This window comes from Pseudomonas sp. LARHCG127 (genome assembly GCF_052871455.1).
Genome location: NZ_JBIXJT010000021.1, coordinates 22565 through 43857 on the forward strand (window position 1 = coordinate 22565; position 21293 = coordinate 43857).

A 21293-nucleotide genomic window follows, 5' to 3' on the forward strand; every position below is an offset into this window, starting at 1 on the left:
TTAATTAAATTTCCAGAATCCGCCGAGACAGAGACGCATACTCAAAATTAGCCTCTAAGAAACGTCGACCTTTCACGCCCATCTCTTTCAAAAGATTTTTATCAAGCAACAGCATCTCTTTGAATGTCTCTGCAAGCTGCTCAGGCTGACCAGGAATTAAGGACATACCGCAACCGGATTCTTTTACCGGATCATTAAAAGCGTTATACGAAGCAACGACAGGAACACTGGCAGCCATATAATCATACAGCTTGTTCAAGCTTACACCGAATCTATAAATAGGCAGGTCGTGCATCACGAAAAAACCAGCGTCTACAAGTGAAAGAGCTTGCTGGATTTGCGCTTTATCAACCTGCGAGTAAAACAGAACGAAGTCAAAACCAAGCTCTTTGCAGCGAGTTCGTAACTCGGCGTCTTGCTCTCCCTTACCAACTATGATGAATTTTACCGCTACGCCATCCGGAATTTCAAAAAAACGTAAAGCATCTAAAAATAAGTGCATTGCGTTGGGCTCACCCAAGGCCCCAGCATAAAAAAACAAGAAATCACCCTGAGACTTAAAGCGCCTTAAATCCGTCAATAAACAAGAGTTTGTAGAGTTCATAACGGAGTAAGCATCAGTAAGCGAGAAGCCATTAGGAACGTATCTAAATTTCTCAGGTTTCATTCCTCGAGATACCATATGCTGCTGGGCACCAGGCAATAAGGAAATAACTGTATCAGCTGAAAAATATGCAAAACGTTCAATAAGCGATAAAACGAGGACAACAGGATGAAATTTATTAAATCCGGCGATCTCCTTCAAGCTCAAGGGCCAGATATCCCGAACCTCGAAAGAAATTTTCGCCCTGAAAAATTTTGCGCAAATAAAAGCAGCCGGATAGCCGAAAGGGTGTGCAGAAGAGTATATAATGTGGTGTGGCTTTCTTTTTAGTCCCAAGCGTATTAAAGAAAAGAAAAGAACAAAACCAAAACACACCATGGACAAGAATCTACCGATACCATTGCCCCTGTATCTCATACTCCTTACAAAATTATATGAAATTCCTTCAATGAGTTCACGTCCCGATTTTCTTACCTCACCATCCATCAGATGATGATAGCTAGGCGTAACTATCTCAACGTTGTTCCCCTGAGCCTTCCATTCGCTTGCAAAATAAAAGGAACGCCAATAGCGCCCGACACCAGGACCACCAGCATAAGGATTAATGTACCAAATATTCATATCCGAACCTTAAAGTCCAGACTGAAAAGTGGAATAGAGGCTCAGTAGTTTTCTTTCTTCAACCCCCCAGTTGTAACGACTCAAGACAGCGGCTCTACCATTCGCCCCCATCTCAGAAGCAATGGAGGGATTCGATACAATATAATCAATAGCTTCTGCTATTTTATTTGGATCAAGCGGATCCACACATACTCCACATTCACTACTCTCGATGATTTCTCTCCATAATGGGAAGTCTGAAGCGATCACCGGTAAACCAGCGCACATATACTCAAACATCTTGACAGGCAAAGCATCTAAGTAATTAACAACAGGATGCAAAGTTACCAGTCCTGCCGACGAATGGGCTAGAGTATTTGCTATCAAATCTCTGTCTAGCCACCCCAGTTCTTCTACGCGCTCCCAACCAGAAAGCGACTTAGCTTTTAACTCAACATCCTTCTCGGAGAACTTCCCCCCCAATAGCAGGCTCACATCACTCTTGACAAACTCCATCGAAGAAACGATTTCATATATGCCCCTTATGACAGAAATCCCTCCCACGTAGCATATTTTCTTCCCGTCCCTAACAGAGGAAGTTGAATCAACAAACGAAAACTCGCTTAAAATAGGAAAATTATTTACCGAAACTGACAACGGGTTGATTTTTAAAAATTTCTCTTCGATGAACGGCGTAGCCGCTACAATTGCATTAAACTTTCTGCAAGCCCACCGCTCATAAAAATCAAATAATTTTGAGACTACTTTAGCGAGCGTTTTGTTAAGATAAGGCTTCGCCAACAACTGAGATGGGACATCTTCATGCGAATCAAAGATTACAACCTTACCAGCTTTTTTAAGTTTTATCCCACAAGGTATCAGTTCCGGATCATGTATATGATAAATGGCCGCATCTTCAAGCAGCGCGGCCTTAAATACTTTCCTGGTCGTAAAAAACACTCGATCTAACCGACCTGAAGCCCTACCAACATCAACAATTTTTATATTTTTCTTAGTTTCCCTACCCTTACCATCTGCCACAACAAGAATGACCTCATAGCCAGCAGCTTCGAGTGAGCAGCATTCCTTGTGGAAAATTCGCATGTCATCGCGAGGATGAGCAGATGTAAGATGAGCAACTTTCATATCGATCCCTTAAGCTTTTACGAATAAACAGCGATTTTTTTCCCAGTGACTTTCTGAATAAATTGTTGCGCTTTTTTGGTGCCTCGCTGTAGTCCGCCCCAGTTTTTAAATTTGGTAAAATCTTGGATTGGCGCTGCCATGAGCTCATCAAATTGGCTTCGTGTAACTCGCATTTTTTTACAAAAATACTCTATATCAACCTCAAGCTCATGAGGGTCATAAAGAGATTCTTCTAATTTCGCCAATGCCTCTTCCCGCGAGAGTTGCGCGGAAAGAATCATACTGGAATAGTGTAGCTTGCGCTTATCGTATCCAAATTTAGTAGGAAGATAGTAGTTCTGGAACAGCTTGGTAAAAATAGACTCTCCATGCTTACGAGCATATGAGCGGTAACCTATCGTTTCCTGAAGATATATTTCCGCTTCTTTTTTATTGTAATCCATGAAATTCAATGGTCTTACTGTCCGCATTCCTTTAATAAAAGGATACCAAAAATAGTAATCAAAAAAACTGATGGTTTTATAGTCTCGCAGAGGCTTCGAGCCGTACTTTTTGTGAATATCCTTTAAATTAATGGCGTCCATTGCACTTCCATGCCAAGAATCAGGAAACACCGCCTCAGTCGCTAAGTTACCGCCGCTTAGAATGTATTTAATACCATTCTTCACTGCAAAGTGATACATACTGGAAAAAAAGGCATGGTCTTGGGGAACATCTTGATTGGCCACTGCTGCCTTCATGTAGGAGAGCTGCAAGTCGCGCATCTCCTCCCAATTAATCACATGGGTATGAAGATCGTATCCGCAATATTTAATAATTTTTTCGATATTGCTAACTGCAAGCTCGCTATTCCAACCTGCATCGACATGCACTACTAATGGCCGCAGCCCGAAATCCTTAATTTTTACAGCCAAGTAAGAGCTGTCAACTCCACCGCTCAATCCGATAATGCAATCGTATTCCTTTCCAGCCCCTTCCTTTTTTATTTTATCGATAATACTTTGCAATCGAGTATTTCCATCGACGCCAGTAAATAATTGAAGAGACTGTACCTCATCAAATTTATGACAGTGATTGCAAACGCCATGCTCGTCAAATCTGATATTCGCGTCAGTCTCATCCATCACACAGCGTGAACATGTTTTATACACAATCTGCCCTCTCGAATTCATTACAAAACCTCCTGCTTTCGAATTAATCATGGCAGCGCATGGACAAACTCCACATGCGCGCCAAGATCAAGAAAAGCAAGTTATTTATTCCCGGACAACGAATTATTAAGATCCGGATAACTTATCAAAACTGCCTTATGTTTTCCGTGAAAGACGAAAAAACTTCCTGCCGCGACCGCGGACACACCCGCTTGTTCAAAGGGCTCGTTAAGGTCAGCTATCGAACCCGCGCCACCGCATGCGACGACAGGTATATGAACGCCAGCAACAACCGACTTGATGAGCGGTATGTCATATCCTTGCATAGTTCCATCACGATCTATGGAGTTTAGGAATATTTCCCCGGCTCCAGCGTCCTCGACCCTTTTGGCCCATTCGACTGGCGAGACCTTGGTATCTTTCGTGCCTGATTGGGAATAGACCGAATAACGGCCCAACAAGCTTTTTTTACAATCGATAGAACAGACGACACTTTGAGACCCGAATTGATCAGCTATTTTCCGAAGAAGTTCGACATCGGCCAAAGCCGCAGTATTCAAAGCTATTTTTTCAACACCCAAAGCAAAAACCCGCTGTGCATGCTCAAGCGTACGAATACCACCACCGTAGCAAATAGGCATGAAACACTCACCGGCTACCTCGGCTAACAGTTCATAGTCCGGCTCACGACCTAATGTAGACGCCTCTATATCAAGCAGAACCAGCTCATCAACTTCTTTTTCATTGAAAATGCGAATAGCATTAATCGGGTCGCCCACATATTTCGGAGCCTTAAATTTCACCGTTTTAACCAGCCCCCTGTCTTTTAACAGCAAGCATGGAATTACGCGTTTTCTCTGCATCAGATCAACTCGACGAAATTCTTGAAAAGCTGCATGCCGAAGCGATGACTCTTTTCCGGATGGAACTGAAAACCGAAAATATTATCCTTGGCAACCGCAGCCGTAAATTTCTGTCCATAATCGGCCGTCAAAAGCGTATCGCGCTCATTATCGGGACACATATAATAGCCATGGACAAAATAATAGCGACTTTCATCTGTTAGACCTTGCACCAATGGATGCTCATAATTACATGAGACATGACTCCACCCCATGTGAGGCACTTTTCGTTCCGGACGCTTCTCAAAACGCTTGATATCCATATCGATCCAGCCTAACCCTGGCTCGATACCTTCCTCAGAACGACGCCCTAGCATCTGCGACCCTAAGCATACTCCCATCACAGGTTTACGAGCGACAAGCACCTGTTGATTAAGTACATCTATGAGGCCGCTCTCACGCAAGGTTTTCATTCCGGCATCAAACGCGCCTACGCCGGGCAAAATCAGCTTTTCTGCGTTTACAATATCATCGATGAGGTTGGAGGCCTTGGCCTTCGCCCCAACTCGCTTCAACATATTCAGTACCGAGGCTATATTCCCCACACCATAATCGACCACTACAATCATGAGGAAACTCCCTTAGCACAACGATATGACATCGCAAAATAAATAACATACATTATGGCATAGCTTGCCGAGTACCACCACAGGGCTTCCAGCACCCCACCCGCGAGCAGAAAGCATGCCGCCGTGATGCCCAGCAATCCTAGTTGCCAAATCAGATCCAATCCTTGTCGTTGAGCGATATAAATAGTGTAACTAAGGGGGCTCACGACAAAACGCATATAGAACATTGGAATAAGCAGAATTGCATATCGCCCCGACTCCGTCCATTCGGCACCAAAGACAAACATGAATGCCCACTCCCCCAACCACCAGAACAAAACAAATGGGGGCAAGGCCAATAGAGCCAAGACAATGAAGGTGCGCAAGAAGATGGTCCGGCAAGATCCCGTAACTCTATAATCTCGAGCTGCTTGTTCTTTGAATACATCCAGGACTGAAGTAGCTAGCAGTGTAATGGGTGCCCCCATCATTTTTATTGTTAATGCAAACCAACCTGCAGCCTCCGCGCCGAACCGGGAAGCTATCAAGATGACTGGCAACTGGCTGGCGACAGTGTTGGTAAGATCAGCGGGCAGGGAGAACTTTGGAAAGTCTCTATACCTAAAAGCCACCGTCCTTACTGAGCGAGTGCTTTCATCCCAACATGACTTTAACCAAGAGCGATCAAACCAGAAAAATACCAATAAGGTAGCCAATAGCACGCCAATCGTTTGGCCGTAGACTAGCCCACTTACGCCCAGTGCGAAGTAACCAGCCAGCACCTGTGCCACCGCGATAGCACCCGCCAGAGCGACTCTGGCAATGCCAAGCTTGTTGAAGGCCTGTTGAAAAGCCAATAACGAAAGCAGCCCTTTATTTGCGCCCATCCCAAAAACGACAAAAGCCAAGACGAAGGAATAACTCTTGACTATAGAAGGAACCTGCTCAAAAAAAGAACTCGCTATTGCGACCAAAACCGTAGCTACAATTGACAGCGCGACGGTTATAAGTAAAACAAGCTTAATGATTGGCTTTGAATCATCATTCGTATTACCGCTGAATAATGCCAACTCATAACGCCCCGTGACCACAACAGCCATTATCGTAGCGAATGAAAGCCAAACGTTGAAAGAGCCCAGCTCTCCTGGAGAATACAGCCTTACCAGAAGCAACATAACGCCCAACGATATCACTTGGGCCCCTAAGGTCCCGATGAGCACGCTGCGTACCCGAGAAAAAAACTTACTCTTCAAGCTAATGCCCTCGTCTGCCCCGTTGGTTCTCTAGAGAAAGCCATCAACACGAGAAGCAGAAGCATGAAAGAGATACCTGACCCTAACAAAACCGTTGGCAATGACTGCTCAACAATTTTTGTTACAAAGAGCAGCGCAACGGGCATCGCAATAAACATGGAGCGCTTCATGTAAAGAAGATTCAGCAGCATAACAATCGCACCGACTATGAAAGCTTCGATTACCACAGCCATGTAACCCAGCCTCAAATACGCCACCGCAAAAAAATTGACGTTAGCATTAGTTTCCGTATTACTATAAATATACTCGCCAATTCGAAATGTAATCGGCTCACTTTTGCTAAAACCTGACAAAAGACCTATAGCCGTATCGCTATAATTATTAATTCCGTACGAATCATAAAACAGCTCCGCCGCACCTAGCATTGTGGAAGGCACGGTATACGCTCGCCTAATCAGGTAGTCATTCAGGTAGGAATACCCCATAATCTCGAATTCGAGAAAACCTGCAATCAACAAGCCTATTGCACCGAACAACAACCAAGAAACATTAACTTTCCCACAGTACCTAAAATAGGTCATCAAAACATAGACCAAAGCCAAAACAACAAAGGGGTACTTCTGTCCAAACGCCCCCCATAAAACCAGAACGTTAATCACCCCAAGCCAAAAAAAGAAATTGGACTTCTTGTAGACCCCCCAGGCAAATAAAACGGGGAAAAACGCCTGTGTTCCTATCGATGCAATATAACCTTCCATAGATCCCGCTGCAAAAACATCACGGGCGATTGAACGACGCAGATATTGCCCAGAAAAATCGATAGAAAAAAACGATACACTTTTGAGCAAAACAAACACTAGAACGAGGATATTAATCACTGAAACAGCAAATAGATATCTCTCACCACTACTGGACTGACCGCCGTCACGGCGAAATCTAATCTTATTAATAAGCGCAATAAGAACAACGCCTATTAAAACAGACAAGCACAACCCAGAAAATGGACTAGCCGCTGGGTAAAATGTATTTGCCCCGTTCAATACAAGCGCATGAGGCACGACAACCAAAAACAGCAATGCTACGACAATATCCCCAGGCTTACTTATACTTGAGCCGCATAAAAGAGAGCTTCCAACGGCTAACAGAAACAAGTAAACAACCTGGAGGCCATCCAAGCTTTTCTGGGCGGCCCCCATATAGTCATACAACAAGTACAGATAATTATTATTCATCCATAGAAGCAGGACAAAATATATAAAGAAGTACACTCCATTCAAAAAAGTTGCCTTGTCAACTTTTAAAGAAATATACATAGCTTAACCAGCTACCGCAGCGCAGATCGTTGCCACAGCCTCGTCATCCAGATAAGGATGCATTGGTAAACTCATGACCTGTTCTGCGACGCGGTCCCCCACAGGCAACTGGACGCTTGCATCGGCCACAGCAGGCTGTTTGTTCAGGGGAATAGGGTAATGAACAGCCGTCGGAATTCCCTGCTTCTTTAGCTTCTCTTGTATCTGGTCACGCCCATCAACGAGAATGGTATATTGAGCATAGGCACTGGTGTTCCACTCTTCGACATAAGGGATTGTCTTTATCCCCAAGGCTTTGAGTGACTCACCATACAAACTTGCAATACGTTGGCGCTGTTCAAGCTCCTCCTCAAAAACTTCAAGTTTAGGCAGGAGAATTGCCGCTTGCAGCGTATCCAGGCGACTATTAACTCCCACGCGCACATGATGATAGCGGCGGTCCTGTCCGTGTCGCGCGATCTGGCGCAGTACTTTGGCCAGTTCGTCGTCATTGGTAAACATCGCACCACCGTCCCCATAACATCCCAGCGGTTTGCTTGGAAAGAAACTGGTGCACGCTATTGTAGTGAGGTTGCAAGAGCGTTTCCCTTTGTAGGTAGCGCCGAAGCTTTGTGCTGCGTCTTCGATTACTGGGATTGAATATTTAGCGGCAATCGCATTAATCGCATCGTAGTCTGCACATTGCCCGTATAGAGAAACCGGAATGATAGCTTTCGTACGCGGGGTAATTGCTGCTTCCAGCTTTTGCGGGTCAAGATTATATGTCCGTGGATCAATATCCACATACACTGGTTTTGCACCGAGCAAGGCAACTGTCTCGGCGGTCGCAATATAGGTAAAACCTGGTGTTATGACTTCGTCACCTGGCCCAATTCCCAGCGCCATTTGAGCGATTTGCAAGGCATCGGTGCCGTTGGCGCAAGTTATGCAATGTTTAGCGCCAACAAACTGAGCAAGTTTTTCCTCGAGTTCCGCTACCTCTGGGCCGAGAATGTACTGGCCGTGGCTCAAGACACGCTGGATACCGGCATCGATCTTGTCCTTGATACGTGCTTGCTGGCTTTTCAGGTCAATGAATTCAATCATGCTCAGGCATCCGTCTTGTTCAAAAGTTTTCCGTTCAGCACGTAGCGTGCCCCCGTATGCGAGCAGAAGGCCTCGCCCTGCTCGTTCAACTGCAGTTGCTCGCCAAATTCGCTCATCCAGCCAATCTGCCGTGCGGGCACACCCACCATCAATGCGTAGGCCGGTACATCCTTGTTGATGACCGCGCCGGCACCGACGAAAGCATATTCACCAATGGTAACGCCGCAGACGATGGTGCAATTGGCGCCAAGCGTCGCGCCCTTTTTTACCAGCGTATCGAGGTACTGGTCCTTGCGCTCGATCAGCGAACGCGGATTATAGACATTGGTGAAAACCATGCTGGGACCACAGAACACGCCTTCTTCCAGCGTGACATTGTCGTAGACCGACACATTGTTCTGGATCTTGCAGCGGTCGCCGATCACGACCTTGTTGCCCACAAATACATTCTGCCCGAGCGAAACGCCGGCACCAATGTGGGCGCCCCCGCAAACATGGACAAAGTGCCAGACACGGGAGTTTTCACCGATCTGCGCGCCCTCATCGACGATCGCGCTTGGGTGCTGATAATAATTCATGGCGTCAGACTCACATTAGACTGAGGTTGATCGAAAGCACGCTGCAGTGGCTCGGCAGCATAGTGCCCATAACGACGTGCACCTACCTCGTTAAGGTGGTGGCTGTCACGGTAGATGAGCAAGCCTTGCTGATAAGGCGCAGCGGCAAAGAAGCTGCTATTGGAAAAGTCCAGGAAACGCACGCCCGGCGTTCGGTCGACAATAGCCTGAACTTGCTGGTTGGCAACCTGCCACTCACGATTGAATGTCAATGGCGCCGGCAGGCCAAGCTCGGTAAAGCGCCTTACCCGCTGCACGTCTGTTTCAAACATGGGTACCTGAGCAAGCACCACGATGTGTTTATGGGCTCCTGCAGTATCGACGAGAAACTCAGCAAACGCCTTGGCGAATGCTTGGCTCTGCATCTGGTACTGCCACATGCCCGCGATGATCACCCGCTCCACCTTCGGCAACTCACGAACCACGGCCTCGATCTGCGCACGGCAAGGTTTTTGCGCCCAGGTTGGCAGGCGTTCAATGTCGAAGCCGGGGATAGGCACGCAACTGCTGGCAGTGAGCACACGATAAGCAACGCCCTGCTCTTCGCCCACCTGGTCGAAGAAGTAGTTCAGTTGGGCAGCATGGCTATCGCCAATTACCAGGACGGACACTTCGGCATCCGCCTTGCCTCGCTTGCACGCGCCCACTTGGGTGCCATGGCAGATAAGCTCTGGAGCAGCATAACGTGTGAGTTCCACAGGCAACGGAGCGACCAGCGAGGCGTTGACACGTTGCCCACCCCACGCCACCAGCACGACAACAGCACCGGCTGCAGCCCACTTGGGCAACTGGCGCATCATGCCGGAAGCGTTTCTGGCGGGTGTTTCGACCAAGCGATAGGACAGCCATGCCAGCAGTACAGAGCTGGCCACGAAAATCAGCAACCATGCAGCCGTCAGCTCGTACTGCCCCGTGTAATAGCGAATGAACGCCAGCACCGGCCAATGCCACAGGTACAACGAATAGGAAATGCCACCGATCCAGACCATCGGCCGAGTGGCCAGCAACGCACTGACCGGACCACGCCGGGCGGCGATGAGCAGCCCTGCCGCGACACAAGGCAAGATGGACCAGAAGCCTGGGAAGTGTTGCTTATCGATAGCCAGCACTGCCCAAGCCAGCAGGATTGCGCCCAGCCCACCGAACACGCTTGCAAGTAACATGGGCAGCTCGCGCTGGCGCATCAGCAAGGCAACGATGGCACCGACCATGAATTCGGGAATCCGTGCCGACAGGGCAAAGTACATCCCCTCTTGCGATTCGCCCAGTCCACGGTAGCCGCTCCAGCCAAACAGACTGGCGGCGAGCAAGGCAAACGTTATGAGACGCCACTGCTTTGGCAAGCAAATGATCAGCACCGGGAAGAACAGATAGAACTGCATCTCGATGGCCAATGACCAAGTATGCAGAAGCGGCAACTCATGGGCCCGCGGCGCAAAATAACTGCCGAAGCCAGAAAAGTACTGGTTGCTGGTAAACAGTGCCGAGGACTTCAGGCTGTCGAGGAAAAATGCAAAGTCATCAGGCAGAAACAGGAGCGCGGACAGCGCGCACACCACCACCAGCATGACGAAATACGCCGGCAGAATGCGCTTGATGCGGCTGGCATAGAATGAAACGAGATCGACCTTGTCGCTTCGCTCGGTCAACAATGCCGTTATGATGAAGCCAGAGATGACAAAAAAGATGTCGACGCCAACATAGCCGGCTTTCAGCCAGCCACTATTGGCGTGATAAAGCATGACCGCCAGCACCGCAATTGCACGCAAGCCCTGAACATCGAGACGAATGCTGCGCACGCGGCGCATCGCACCCGCTTCGTTTGGCTTGTTGAAATTATCGTTCGACACGCTGGCTTGCGATCCTGCTTGGGAAACTTGAAACGGGTGGCGCAAGACCACCCGTGTTGTCTCGCCGCTCAGCGAGAAAGGGCTTGGACGAACGGATGCGCTTCGTTGTCCGCTGCCACGACGATGGCAGCACTGCGAATGGTGTTGACCGTCTCCACGCAGTGGCGAGCATCCTCGATGCCATAACCACGCCCAGCCAGGATTTCCTCGTAGCTGGTGGTGTGCAGGTCAGTGAAACCTTCGGAGAACTCCATTTCCTCACCGTTGACGGTAATCGAGCGGTAAGTCGGCTTCTTGCCCTTTACCGATTCCGGCAGGTCGTTGGCGTCGACCGACAAGAACCAGCGTACGCGTGCTTTCTCGTACTCCAGGTAACCGGCCGCCTTGTGTTCGGAAGTGAAGTGCACAACGTTACGCTGCAGCTTGCCGAAGATGAAATGCAGCATGTCGTAGAAGTGCACGCCGATGTTGGTGGCGACGCCGAAGGACTTGCGTGGATCACCTTTCCAGCTTTGCAGGTACCACTTGCCGCGGGAGGTGATGTAGGTCAGGTCGACTTCATACTTATGGGGGTTGTTCTCGCGGGCAACCTTGTCCTTCAAGGCAATGATTGCCTGGTGATGGCGCAGTTGCAGGATGTTGAACAGGCGCTTGCCGGTTTCCTGCTCGATCAGGGCCAACTGGTCCAACTGCTGCGGGGTCGGAACCAGCGGTTTTTCGCAGATCACGTCACAGCCCATGCGCAGACCGGCGGCAATGTGCGGCTGGTGCAGGTAGTTAGGCGAGCAGATCGACACGTAATCCAAGGCGGTCGCTGGGTCGCGCTTGAGGCTGTGGGCGTGATCAAGGAAGAACTCGAACTCGGTAAAGAATTCGCTTTGCGGTGAAATGCTGTCGATGATGCCTACCGAGTCATTGATGTCATAAGCGGACACCAATGTATTACCAGTATCCTTAATGGCGCGCATATGGCGTGGGGCGATATATCCGGCGGCGCCAATTAGAGCAAAACGTTTCATCCAGAACTCTCCTGTCATCAAGCTTTGATAATATTCGATTGAGGGGCGCGATATTTACCACGACTATCGATGATCAGTTGAGCATGTTGACTGATAAGCTCATAGTCGAACCTATCGTGGTCGGTGGCCAGGATAACAGCATCATAAGCCTTTAGGACTTCAGCGGTCAGAGGCTCACTGGAAAGGTCAAAGTGGTGCTCACGCATCTTCGGAAACTTCAGGACGTGGGGGTCGGAATATCCTACGACACCTCCTTTGGCCTCGATCAACTCCATGATTTCAACAGAAGGTGACTCACGCATATCATCTACGTTCTTCTTGTAGGCGATACCAAGTACCAGAACTTTACTGCCTTTCAAAGGCTTGCCGCGCTCATTCAGACCGTCCATCAGTTTGTTCAGCACGTACTCTGGCATAGCTTGGTTGACTTCACCCGAAAGCTCGATAAACCGTGTGTGCAAACCATACTCACGGGCTTTCCAAGTCAGATAGAACGGGTCGATTGGAATGCAGTGACCACCAAGACCAGGGCCCGGATAGTAGGCAGTGAAGCCGAAGGGCTTGGTTGCAGCGGCGTCGACGACTTCGAAAATATCAATGCCCATGCGGTCTGCGACCACTTTCATTTCATTCACCAAGCCGATATTGACCGCACGGTGGATATTTTCCAGCAGCTTGGTCATTTCAGCAGCTTTGGTAGAACTAACCTGTACCACTTGGTCAATCGCATGCTCATAGAGAGCGACACCGACCTCAAGGCACTCCGGCGTATGCCCGCCGATTACCTTTGGAATGGTACGGGTCTCAAAGTTTGGATTGCCCGGATCTTCGCGTTCAGGAGAGTAAACCAGGAAGATGTTCTCACCCACACGCAACCCTTTCTCCTGGACACGCGGCAGCAGCTCTTCTTCTGTGGTGCCCGGGTAAGTCGTACTTTCAAGCGAAACGATCTGGCCCGCCCTTAGATAGGGCTTTATTGCATCAGTCGTATTTATCACGAAACTCATATCGGGTTCGCGATATTTATTCAACGGTGTGGGTACACAGAGAATCAGCGCATCACATTCAGGCACACGTGTAAAATCGGTAGTGGCTTCAAATCCGCTTTGGCAAGCGACTTCGATTTTCTCGCTCGGAATGTGTTCAATGTAACTTTTCCCCGAGTTCAGCAGCTCAACCTTTGAACTATCGATATCGAGACCAATGACTTTAAATCCAATCGCATTATAACGCAGCATCAAAGGCAGGCCGACGTATCCAAGACCGACGATACCGATGACGGCCTCTTTTGCTTTAAATTTGGCGACGCTCGCCTGCTTTATGCTCGACATCCAACTCTCCATTTAACTTGTCAAAATTATCTAATTCATCAGGGCTATGAATCAGGCCTGAATCTGCCTGACCCCTACCATTGCAAACCCGCTAAACCTGCGTCTCAGCCCGACGGACCGGTACTGGGGCGCATCCACCTCAGCTTTTCTATCGCGAGGCAAAAAAAACCGTCAAGGGACAGCACGATCCGGCACCAACCGCCGCCCCTACAGATGTCTCACCATGCTCTGATTCACAAGACATCTACAGAACTTATTGATAGCGGCCGCTGAGCGACAGGACCACCCGCCCCCTCGCAAACCGCCATTATGCCTGTTGTGCAGCAAAATGGCTTTCTTGGATTGCACTTTACTGATCTCCGGCAAGCTTTTTCAGGGTTTGCTTCCGTTAGCTAGCTTGCCTTTTTTTGCCATCATTACGACATCTGAGCTCTTAAGCCCCCCCATCTAGCGGCCCTGATGAATACAGCAGACGGGGCTTCGGCACACCTACTACCGCATCATATTTCATACTCAACCTTCAACTCTGCTCCAGATCAGGACCCCGACTTCCATTAACTTTCTCATATCAGCAAAAAGCCCGGCTTCACGAAGATAATCCTCACAAAGACGGGCTTAAGTAATCATTTGGAGGCGCCACTCTAAAAGCGCTGCGGAAACATTCTAGAATCGAGAAATCAACCCTCTCAATCCTGTATTTGTTGCTCCTTACTCCGAACAATCGCAAATCGAATTAACGCTATGAAACCACCCAACGCCCCGCCAGCAAGAATACCCAGCAGCAAAATCATAGCTTTTCTTGGCTTAATTGGGCTTTGCGGCACCTCGACACTACCATCTTGTCGATAAACCGAAATGCTTTCTGGATCAATATTCAACTTACGGTAAAAATTGTATCGCATTTGGAGTGAACGCAAATCCGATATGAAGGCGTCATCAGAAGCTCTTGACTCCAGCGCTTTCACTTCCGCAGCCAAGGCTTTGCTGCCTCGCTGGTAATCCATTTTATTACCCGTTTCTACTGTTATATCAACGGCTGCCGTGGAGTTTATACTCGGACTGGTAAGACCAATTGCTTCCGCGATCTTCAATGCTTCGCGCAACTGCTGGATCCGATCCTCACGTATTCGCTGTGCAGTCTCGCGCAAACTGACAATACGCTGTTCCAGATTACGCGCCCTTACTGCAGCCTCAGCCGTAACGTTCTTGATCAGCTCTGACTCAGCCGCCTCACTGGCACGCGCCACATAAGCCTTCGCCCACTCCGTAGCTCGAACGGGATCCTTACCCTGGACCGTCACCGAATAGCGGTCTGGCGTATCTTTACCAGCCCCCTTTATCACCAGCTCTCGAGAGAAACGCTCATACAAGCGGTCAAGCGCACCCTTTCGCTCGGACTCATCAAGTGAAGGAAGATAAACCTCATTGAAAAATGTCTGACGAAGAGATTCACCTTGTAGATTTCGGGCAAATACGTCATAGACATGCTTGATGGAATAAGGATCGAGCTCAGTGCTTTTCCCTCGACCATAGTTCAACTCAGCAATACCGTTCTGAGTAGGAGGCATGATGAAAAGCTGGGCTTGATAGATCGGTTTACTGAGGAACGCATAAGCAGCTGCACCCACGGTAACCAACAAGGTGACCGCAAGGATCAACCACTTTTGCCCCCAGAGCCCGCGCGCAAGCGCAATCAGATCGATCTCATTGGCGCCTGGGGTTTCAATACGATTATTTTGCATGGCTGACCCCGACTCCCTTTTTTGGCATTGCGCCTACAGACACATCGAACTCACTAAAAGGCAAGACGGGCACAGCGACAAACTGAATCAACTTAATTTTGAACAAAACGCACCCAAAGTCAGAAAAAAATGTTGGCCGTGATCCTTACACCAAGACTACTGGGCTCACATATCCATTATTTCGGCCGTCTACGCATACCTAGAAGCCACGCAAGCGACGGCCCGACTATCATACCAGCGAGCAACGCCAGAATCACCAAAACTGAAACAGGAAGTTGCGGGGCTGACCAGCCCAGAAACAGCAGTGTGACCGGCTGGTTGTTTTCAAGCACAAACAGGACGATAGCTGAGGCCACGAGCAGCGCAAGTACGACAAGGGCCAGGCGTTTAAAGTTCCGCATGAGAACTCCTTTGTCTTAGCGCTCCGTCAGAGCTCATCCCCCTCCTCCTCATTCACCCGATCCCTAAGCTCTTTGCCTGGCTTGAAATGAGGAACAAACTTTCCATCAAGGCTGACGGACTGGCCGGTCTTTGGATTGCGACCTACCCGCGGGGCGCGGTAATGCAGGGAAAAGCTGCCGAAACCACGGATTTCAATACGATCACCCGTAGCCAGGCACTGGGACATTTGTTCAAGCATGGTCTTGATAGCCAGCTCCACATCCTTGGATGAGAGCAGCCCTTGATGGGTGACAATTCGTTCGATCAACTCCGACTTCGTCATATTTTTCCCTTCTTTTTCAAGCAGCTAGGAAAATCGCTTGAAAAGGTTTTAGCATGACCAGAGGGATTTGAACAGCCCAAGTATTGACATTCTTCTTTGCTCCCTTGCCGCTTCTTTCCATGCAGGCCAGGAGCTTTCTCAAACTATCTACAGATGACCAACATCGTGCGAGTCAGATAGCCAGCAGGATTAAAACCAAAGGGGTATTGATCGTTATCCTTCGCGTCGTCGGATCGGGTAATGACCTTGTAGCCTGCACCCTTGCACTCTCTTGCGGCTCTCTTATGGCATTTCTCCCAGCCAGAGCCCAACCCTGAGCAGTCGACCTCGATACCACTGACACCACGCACTGCGTGGGTCTTGGCACTCGTAGCGCAACCTGCCAAGGCCAATATTGCGAATATCAGGATGTACCTGTTCATTCATCTCCTTAAATATCCATCACTCGACTGGGTGGTGCCTGATCTGGCGCTATCGCGAGCAGGCTCGCTCCCACATTGCTCAGGGGGAACCATGACATCTGTGGTCCAACCTTGATAGATGGCTGATACGCTTAAAGAAAGAGACAGCTGGGCTTGGAGGTTGGTTTCGCGACTGGAGAAAGATCGCAGCCTTCGGCAGCTCCTACAAGGTAATCGCAGGCACAAAAAAGGGCGACCGAAGTCGCCCTTTTTCATGGTCTGACAGAACTTAGTTCTGTTTTTCCATCTGTGCACGCAGCAGGTCGCCCAGAGTGGTAGGACCAGGAGCATCAGTAGCTGGCTTCTCGCGCAAGCTCTGGATTGCTTCTTTCTCTTCAGCATCGTCTTTCGACTTGATGGAGAGCTGGATTACGCGGCTCTTGCGGTCAACGCTGATGATCTTGGCTTCTACTTCTTCGCCTTCTTTCAGAACGTTGCGCGCGTCTTCAACGCGGTCACGGCTGATTTCGGAGGCTTTCAGAGTCGCTTCGATATCGTCGGCCAGAGTGATGATGGCGCCTTTGGCGTCAACTTCTTTCACGATGCCCTTAACGATTGCGCCTTTGTCGTTCTCTTGAACGTACTCGGAGAACGGATCGCTTTCCAGTTGCTTGATACCCAGGGAGATACGCTCGCGCTCTGGGTCAACCGACAGGATAACGGTGTCCAGCTCGTCGCCCTTCTTGAAACGGCGTACGGCTTCTTCGCCCACTTCGTTCCAGGAGATGTCGGACAGGTGAACCAGGCCGTCGATGCCGCCGTCCAGACCAATGAAGATACCGAAATCGGTGATCGACTTGATGGTGCCGGAGATTTTATCGCCCTTGTTGAACTGGCCAGAGAAGTCTTCCCATGGGTTGGACTTGCACTGCTTGATGCCGAGGGAGATACGACGACGCTCTTCGTCGATGTCCAGAACCATGACTTCCACTTCGTCGCCGACTTGTACGACTTTCGAAGGGTGGATGTTCTTGTTGGTCCAGTCCATTTCGGAAACGTGTACCAGGCCTTCAACGCCTTCTTCCAGCTCAGCGAAGCAGCCGTAGTCGGTGAGGTTGGTAACACGAGCGGTGACGCGGGTGCCTTCTGGGTAACGGGCTTTGATAGCGACCCATGGATCTTCACCCAGTTGCTTGAGGCCCAGGGAAACACGATTGCGCTCGCGATCGTACTTCAGAACCTTGACATCGATCTCGTCGCCAACGTTGACGATTTCCGAAGGATGCTTGATACGCTTCCAGGCCATGTCGGTGATGTGCAGCAGGCCATCGACGCCACCCAGATCGACGAATGCGCCGTAATCGGTGAGGTTCTTGACGATACCCTTGACCTGTTGGCCTTCCTGCAGCGATTCCAGCAGAGCTTCACGCTCGGCGGAGTTCTCGGCTTCCAGGACACTGCGACGGGAAACGACAACGTTGTTGCGCTTCTGGTCCAGCTTGATGACCTTGAATTCCAGCTCTTTGCCTTCCAGGTGCGTGGTGTCGCGCACTGGACGGACGTCAACCAGGGAACCTGGCAGGAACGCACGGATGCCGTTAACGTCGACAGTGAAGCCGCCTTTAACCTTACCGTTGATAACGCCCTTGACCACTTCCTCAGCTGCGAAGGCCGCTTCCAGAACGATCCAGCATTCAGCGCGCTTGGCTTTTTCACGGGACAGCTTGGTTTCACCAAAGCCATCTTCAACCGAGTCCAGCGCAACGTGAACTTCGTCACCGACGTTGATGTTCAGTTCGCCAGCGTCGTTGTAGAACTGCTCAAGCGGGATCAGCGCTTCAGACTTCAGACCAGCGTGAACGGTTACCCAGCGAGCCTGGTAATCGATATCAACGATAACGCCGGTGATGATGGAGCCTGCCTGAAGGTTCAGGGTTTTCAAGCTTTCTTCAAAGAGTTCCGCAAAGCTTTCGCTCATTTTAATTCCTGTTGATTAGGGCGAAGTAAACGCCCATCTCCACACCCCAGACGGTGTGGGTTAGTTTCATATAAAAGAAGCGCCGCAGGACTATGACTGGTCCCCTGCGGAGCTTCCTGTCACCCGGCGATATCGCGAAGCGCGATCTCGCTCATGATGCGTTGCAACACCTGATCAATGGACAACTCCGTGGAATCCAGCTGTATCGCATCGGCCGCCGGCTTTAGCGGGGCTACTGCGCGCTGGGTGTCACGCTCATCGCGTGCACGGATCTCATCTAGCAGACTCGACAGACTAACATCCTCGCCTTTGCCCTTCAACTGCAAATATCGGCGGCGCGCCCGTTCCTCGGCGCTGGCCGTCAGGAAAATCTTCAGCGGCGCATCGGGGAACACCACCGTGCCCATGTCGCGACCATCGGCCACCAGCCCCGGCGGCTCCTGGAATGCGCGCTGGCGTTGCAGCAAGGCTTCGCGCACCGCCGGCAGCGCGGCGACCTGGGAGGCTCCGGCGCCCACGCTTTCGGTACGGATGACGTCGCTGACTTCGTCGCCTTCCAGAATAATGCGCTGGAGCTGGCCGTCGGTCGCCGCGATGAATTGCACGTCCAGATGAGCGGCCAGCGCCTTGAGCAATTCCTCGTTGGTCAGGTCGACGCCATGGTTGGCGGCGGCGAACGCCAACAGACGGTACAAGGCGCCCGAATCGAGCAGGTTCCAGCCCAACTGCCTGGCCAGGATCCCGGCGACGGTGCCCTTGCCCGAACCGCTTGGGCCATCGATGGTGATGACCGGTGCCTTGATGTTCACGACTGTGCCTCTTGTGCTACTCGGATACCGACCTGCGCGCACAGCGCCAGGAAGTTCGGGAACGACGTCGCGACGTTGGCGCAGTCATGGATGCGAATCGGCGCACTGGCGCGCAAAGACGCAACACTGAAGGCCATGGCGATGCGGTGATCACCGTGACCATGGACTTCGCCGCCGCCGATCTGGCCGCCGTCGATAATGATGCCATCCGGGGTTGGCTGGCACTTGACGCCCAGGGCGAGCAAGCCGTCAGCCATCACCTGGATGCGATCCGATTCCTTGACCCGCAGCTCTTCGGCGCCCGTCAGCACGGTACGCCCTTCTGCACAGGCGGCCGCCACGAACAGCACCGGGAACTCGTCGATGGCCAGTGGAACCAGCGCCTCCGGAATCTCGATACCCTTGAGTTTAGCCGCTCGTACGCGCAGGTCAGCCACCGGTTCGCCACCCACTTCACGCTGGTTTTCCAAGGTGATGTCGGCGCCCATCAGGCGCAGGATGTCGATCACGCCGGTACGGGTCGGGTTGATGCCAACGTGCTCCAGAACCAGGTCGGAGCCTTCGGCGATCGAGGCGGCCACCAGGAAGAACGCCGACGACGAGATATCGCCCGGCACTTCGATGTGGGTCGCGGCCAGCTTGCTGCCAGACTCGACGGACGCCGTGGCGCCATCGACCGTGACCGGGTAGCCGAAGCCGCGCAGCATGCGCTCGGTGTGGTCGCGGGTCGGGGCCGGCTCGGTGACGGTGGTCTTGCCTTCGGCGTAGAGACCCGCCAGCAGCAGGCAGGATTTCACCTGGGCGCTGGCCATTGGCATGGTGTAGGTCAAGCCCTTGAGCTTGTTGCCACCACGAATGATCATCGGCGGACGACCCTCGGCGGCCGTCTCGATGACCGCGCCCATTTCCCGCAACGGGTTGGCCACGCGATTCATCGGACGCTTGGACAGCGACGCATCACCGGTCAGGGTGCTGTCGAAATCCTGGGCCGCCAGCAGGCCGGACAACAGGCGCATCGAGGTTCCGGAGTTACCCAGGTAGATCGGCCCCGGAGCAGGCTTGAGGCCGTGCAGGCCGACACCATGGATGGTCACGCGACCGTGGTGCGGGCCTTCGATGACCACGCCCATGTCGCGAAACGCTTGCAGCGTCGCCAGGGCGTCTTCGCCCTCGAGGAAGCCTTCCACTTCGGTTACGCCTTCGGCCAGGGAGCCGAGCATGATCGAGCGGTGGGAAATCGATTTATCGCCCGGTACACGAATACGCCCACTCAGGGAGCCACCAGGTTGTGCCAGGAAAATCAGATCGTTGGAGTTCATAGCGTCCACATAGGCCCGACGGGCCAGGATTTTACTGAAATGCTCGCGGGCCACCCTGGCGCGTGTGAAAACGCCCAGCAATTGGTGCCCGTCCCCTGCATCGACCGCGTCGCGCAAGGCGTCGAGATCGCTGCGAAATGTATCGAGTGTGCGCAAGACAGCTTCGCGGTTGGCGAGGAAGATGTCGTGCCACATGACCGGGTCGCTTCCGGCGATTCTCGTGAAATCGCGGAAACCGCCGGCAGCGTAACGGAAGATCTCAAGATTTTCATTGCGTTTGGCCAATGAATCCACCAGGCCGAACGCCAACAGGTGCGGCAAATGGCTCGTGGCCGCCAACACTTCATCGTGACGCTCGACCTGCATGTGCTCGACATCGGCGCCCAATTCGCGCCACAAACGGTCCACTACGGCGAGCGCGGCAGGGTCCGTCTGGTCCAGGGGCGTGAGGATCACTTTGTGACGACGAAACAGTTCGGCGTTGGAGGCTTCCACCCCGCTCTGCTCGGAACCGGCAATCGGATGACCGGGCACGAAACGCGCCGGCATCCCACCGAAAGCCTCGGTGGCTGCACGCACCACGTTGCCCTTGGCACTGCCGACGTCGGTCAGGATCGCTTGCCCCAGGTTCATGGTTGCCAGACGCGCCAGCAATTTTTCCATGGCCAGGATCGGCACCGCCAGCTGGATCACATCCGCGCCTTGGCATGCGATTGCCAAGTCATCTTCGCAGCGATCAACCACGCCCAACTCCACGGCCAGCCTGCGCGACTGCGGATCCAGGTCGACACCGACCACTTCACGGCACAAGCCGCTTTCACGCAAGCCCTTGGCAAACGAGCCGCCGATCAAGCCCAGGCCGACCACCACCAGGCGATCGATCATAGAGACAGCAGGTTG

Annotated in this window: 19 protein-coding genes; all 19 read right to left on the bottom strand. The window is 51.4% G+C overall.

Features of this window, described 5'->3' with window-relative positions; genetic code table 11:
• Positions 1-4 precede the first annotated feature (4 nt).
• The gene (locus tag ACIPQ1_RS26235; RefSeq protein WP_411386859.1) at positions 5-1225 is read right to left on the bottom strand and encodes a glycosyltransferase family 4 protein; all 1221 of its coding nucleotides are present in this window, start codon (positions 1223-1225) and stop codon (positions 5-7) included.
• Positions 1226-1234: 9 nt separating this feature from the next.
• A complete protein-coding gene (locus ACIPQ1_RS26240) occupies positions 1235-2350 on the bottom strand; it encodes a glycosyltransferase family 4 protein (RefSeq protein WP_411386858.1) in 1116 nt (371 codons plus the stop codon).
• Positions 2351-2367: 17 nt separating this feature from the next.
• Positions 2368-3501, bottom strand: coding sequence for an N-acetyl sugar amidotransferase (locus tag ACIPQ1_RS26245; protein WP_411387482.1), 1134 nt, complete (start codon positions 3499-3501; stop codon positions 2368-2370).
• A 101-nt stretch (positions 3502-3602) separates the two neighbouring features.
• Positions 3603-4364 (bottom strand): AglZ/HisF2 family acetamidino modification protein, encoded by a 762-nt coding sequence (locus ACIPQ1_RS26250; RefSeq protein WP_411386857.1) that lies wholly within the window; start codon positions 4362-4364, stop codon positions 3603-3605.
• Positions 4364-4972 (bottom strand): imidazole glycerol phosphate synthase subunit HisH, encoded by a 609-nt coding sequence (gene hisH, locus ACIPQ1_RS26255; RefSeq protein ID WP_411386856.1) that lies wholly within the window; start codon positions 4970-4972, stop codon positions 4364-4366. The genes ACIPQ1_RS26250 and hisH overlap by 1 nt, the downstream gene beginning before the upstream one ends.
• Entirely contained in the window at positions 4969-6204 is a 1236-nt protein-coding gene (locus tag ACIPQ1_RS26260) for an oligosaccharide flippase family protein (RefSeq protein WP_446535035.1), read from the bottom strand. The genes hisH and ACIPQ1_RS26260 overlap by 4 nt, the downstream gene beginning before the upstream one ends.
• On the bottom strand, positions 6201-7517 hold the full coding sequence (locus tag ACIPQ1_RS26265) for a hypothetical protein (RefSeq protein ID WP_446535036.1): 1317 nt from the start codon (positions 7515-7517) through the stop codon (positions 6201-6203). The genes ACIPQ1_RS26260 and ACIPQ1_RS26265 overlap by 4 nt, the downstream gene beginning before the upstream one ends.
• A gap of 3 nt (positions 7518-7520) precedes the next feature.
• A complete protein-coding gene (locus tag ACIPQ1_RS26270) occupies positions 7521-8603 on the bottom strand; it encodes a DegT/DnrJ/EryC1/StrS family aminotransferase (RefSeq protein WP_411386853.1) in 1083 nt (360 codons plus the stop codon).
• A 2-nt stretch (positions 8604-8605) separates the two neighbouring features.
• The gene (gene wbpD / locus ACIPQ1_RS26275; RefSeq protein WP_446535037.1) at positions 8606-9181 is read right to left on the bottom strand and encodes a UDP-2-acetamido-3-amino-2,3-dideoxy-D-glucuronate N-acetyltransferase; all 576 of its coding nucleotides are present in this window, start codon (positions 9179-9181) and stop codon (positions 8606-8608) included.
• Positions 9178-11028: an acyltransferase family protein gene (locus tag ACIPQ1_RS26280; protein WP_411387481.1), complete on the bottom strand. Its 1851-nt coding sequence runs from the start codon at positions 11026-11028 to the stop codon at positions 9178-9180. Before ACIPQ1_RS26280 ends, wbpD begins: the two co-directional genes overlap by 4 nt.
• Before the next feature lie 110 nt (positions 11029-11138).
• A complete protein-coding gene (wbpB, locus tag ACIPQ1_RS26285) occupies positions 11139-12089 on the bottom strand; it encodes a UDP-N-acetyl-2-amino-2-deoxy-D-glucuronate oxidase (RefSeq protein WP_411386851.1) in 951 nt (316 codons plus the stop codon).
• A 17-nt stretch (positions 12090-12106) separates the two neighbouring features.
• Entirely contained in the window at positions 12107-13420 is a 1314-nt protein-coding gene (gene wbpA / locus ACIPQ1_RS26290; protein WP_411386850.1) for a UDP-N-acetyl-D-glucosamine 6-dehydrogenase, read from the bottom strand.
• Positions 13421-14106: 686 nt separating this feature from the next.
• Complete coding sequence (locus ACIPQ1_RS26295) at positions 14107-15162, bottom strand: LPS O-antigen chain length determinant protein WzzB (protein ID WP_411386849.1); 1056 nt, start codon at positions 15160-15162, stop codon at positions 14107-14109.
• A 176-nt stretch (positions 15163-15338) separates the two neighbouring features.
• Positions 15339-15563, bottom strand: coding sequence for a LapA family protein (locus ACIPQ1_RS26300; protein ID WP_411386848.1), 225 nt, complete (start codon positions 15561-15563; stop codon positions 15339-15341).
• A 26-nt stretch (positions 15564-15589) separates the two neighbouring features.
• A complete protein-coding gene (gene ihfB / locus ACIPQ1_RS26305) occupies positions 15590-15886 on the bottom strand; it encodes an integration host factor subunit beta (RefSeq protein WP_003199243.1) in 297 nt (98 codons plus the stop codon).
• 143 nt (positions 15887-16029) lie between these two features.
• Positions 16030-16308, bottom strand: a complete 279-nt coding sequence (locus ACIPQ1_RS26310; protein WP_411386847.1) for a hypothetical protein — start codon at positions 16306-16308, stop codon at positions 16030-16032.
• A gap of 268 nt (positions 16309-16576) precedes the next feature.
• A complete protein-coding gene (gene rpsA, locus ACIPQ1_RS26315) occupies positions 16577-18265 on the bottom strand; it encodes a 30S ribosomal protein S1 (protein ID WP_186704721.1) in 1689 nt (562 codons plus the stop codon).
• A gap of 119 nt (positions 18266-18384) precedes the next feature.
• Positions 18385-19074, bottom strand: coding sequence for a (d)CMP kinase (gene cmk / locus ACIPQ1_RS26320; protein ID WP_003183882.1), 690 nt, complete (start codon positions 19072-19074; stop codon positions 18385-18387).
• Positions 19071-21266: a bifunctional prephenate dehydrogenase/3-phosphoshikimate 1-carboxyvinyltransferase gene (locus tag ACIPQ1_RS26325; RefSeq protein ID WP_411387480.1), complete on the bottom strand. Its 2196-nt coding sequence runs from the start codon at positions 21264-21266 to the stop codon at positions 19071-19073. Before ACIPQ1_RS26325 ends, cmk begins: the two co-directional genes overlap by 4 nt.
• Between the last annotated feature and the right edge of the window lie 27 nt (positions 21267-21293).